The organism is Blautia sp. AF19-10LB (assembly GCF_003461245.1).
GTDB classification, from domain to species: domain Bacteria; phylum Bacillota; class Clostridia; order Lachnospirales; family Lachnospiraceae; genus Blautia_A; species Blautia_A intestinihominis.
In genome coordinates this window covers 1-2,038 of the sequence record NZ_QTWS01000084.1, presented here as the reverse complement: position 1 = coordinate 2,038, position 2,038 = coordinate 1, and the positions used below count along the sequence as shown (strand labels likewise).

Annotated in this window: 2 protein-coding genes and 1 pseudogene; all 3 read left to right on the top strand. The window is 35.3% G+C overall.

The annotated features are described in order from the left end of the window. Window positions 1–362, top strand: a pseudogene (locus DWX28_RS19125) (DUF4179 domain-containing protein); the annotation flags it as partial. An 819-nt stretch (window positions 363–1,181) separates the two neighbouring features. Beyond that, on the top strand, window positions 1,182–1,748 hold the full coding sequence (locus DWX28_RS19120) for a hypothetical protein (protein WP_199611875.1): 567 nt from the start codon (window positions 1,182–1,184) through the stop codon (window positions 1,746–1,748). Next, window positions 1,745–1,957 carry a hypothetical protein gene (locus DWX28_RS19115; protein ID WP_118254770.1) on the top strand — a complete coding sequence of 71 codons (213 nt, stop codon included), beginning with the start codon at window positions 1,745–1,747 and terminating at the stop codon, window positions 1,955–1,957. The genes DWX28_RS19120 and DWX28_RS19115 overlap by 4 nt, the downstream gene beginning before the upstream one ends. Window positions 1,958–2,038: the final 81 nt, after the last annotated feature.

Here is a 2,038-nt window from a genome sequence, read left to right as displayed (position 1 = left end):
ATTTGGCAAGTACAATTTATGGAAATTTGGATAATAAAGAATATGAAGATTATTATTTACTAGGAACCGACGATAAAGGAAATCAGGGGCTTTATAGAATGACAAATTATGGAGACACAGAGACTGTGTTTGAAGAAAGCAGAAATAATACAAAATATAAAGGAATTTCTCCAGATGCTAAAACGGTGACATTAGAATTATATGTAAATAAAGAAGAAAAAAACAGAACAACATATAAAAAATATGAAACTGGAACAGAAGATACTTACGGAGAAGGCGTAGGACGTGTTTATGAAAGTGATGAAGATCCTCTGGATTTATATAGCCCAGTGGAAGGAAAAATAGAAATTAAAATCAGATGACAAAAGAATTATTTAATCGAAGAGAGGGATGAGATACCGCAATTGGATATTTTTACTGTAGAGATAAAAAAATAACAATAAAATGTTTGGTGGTACATTTAAGATTCGTATAAATAAAAATGGTAAAATTACATTTCCATAAGTAATAAGAGAAGTTGATCAAATCTTTGAAAATCGAAAATACAAAATATAGTAAAAGTGCGATTAACGCCAACAATATCTTGCGTTAATATGATTGTGAGATTTGTATTTGTATCTGTAGACACAGATAAGAAACGCTGGTTCCGGATCTGACCGGGAGTAAAACATTAAGGAGCCAAAAGCCTCCTGCCTTTGTAATAAATAAGGTCATTTAGAATGAAAATTTCTAAATGGCCTTTTTTTTGTTGCAAAAATATGGCAGACAACAAGTACAGATCAGTAAATAAGGAAATGAGGATCATAAAAAAACACAAGGAAACTCAGAATTAAAACAGATCTACTTTGGCAGATGGGATGTAAATGAAAGGACAAAAAGAAGAATTCCTTCGCTTCCGGAAGACTATCTGGTAAGTAAGGAAGCTGAAGAAATCCTGCAGATGGTGGATAAGACACCGGCAAGGCTGTTTATGATGACAGGCGATGCCGGTACTGGAAAGACAACAGACGTCAGAATGCTGAGTTATTAGGAAAATTTATGGAGCTTAAATACCATGAAGGAGATCTGGAACAGGAAATTGCTTTTCCTATAAAAAAGATACAGAAGAAATTTGGAAAGAAAACCTTCTGCGTCTGGATAGTGGATGGGAAATCTGGGAAGAGGACAGCCTGCTTCCGGTCATGCAGATAGGAGAAGTACCGCTGCGCAGCTGTATTTCCTATCGAAATGGTCCAAGTTGTGACTGTTTGTTATCCTGCTTTGATGCAAATAAAAAAATTCTATTTATCAAATACAATGGCAAAATTGTATTTCGTGCGATTCTCCGTCTGACAAAAGGTTCTTTTGTAGCAGCGGATGAAAGGAAGACGATTGAGTTTGTAGATGTAACTGCCAAAAGCAAACCACGCGAAAATAAAGCAGAAGAGCTGGTTTTGTTTTTGGAACGTTATTATCAAAGTGGACTTAATAAGCAGCAAATACGAAAAGCGGTAAATTTAACTGCTATGCTGGTAAAAGAAAAAGTAGAAAAACTTGGAGCAAGGTTTGTGCTTAGTCGCAATTATAAGAATGTGCTGGAAAATAAAAATTATGTTTTGACAAATTTTTATATGTACATTTCCGCATCAAAAAATGGCAGCCAGTATCTGGACAGTCTTGGAGGTGCAGCTGGTGTCAGTGATTCCGGAAGTTATACTTGCAATACATTTTTACTGGAAGCAGAAGAGAAGGGAGAAAAGAGCTTATGAATATACGAAGAGCGGGAAGAAAAGTAGTAAAAAACGTATATAAAGGGTATGGCATATATCGGATCGGTTTTGTAAATATCCATGGAAAGGAAGATGAAACAGAATTGGATGCCATGAATATCAATGATCTGGAAAGACTATGGCTGTCCCTTTGCCCGGAGTTTGAGTGTAAGGGAAACAGTGTACGCTATGTAGAACGAATAGGCTAAAAACACCTGATGCAATTTGAGAAAAAAGTGTCTTGTAAAGGTCATTCATTGATGCTAAGATAAAATAAACAAAAGCTTTTT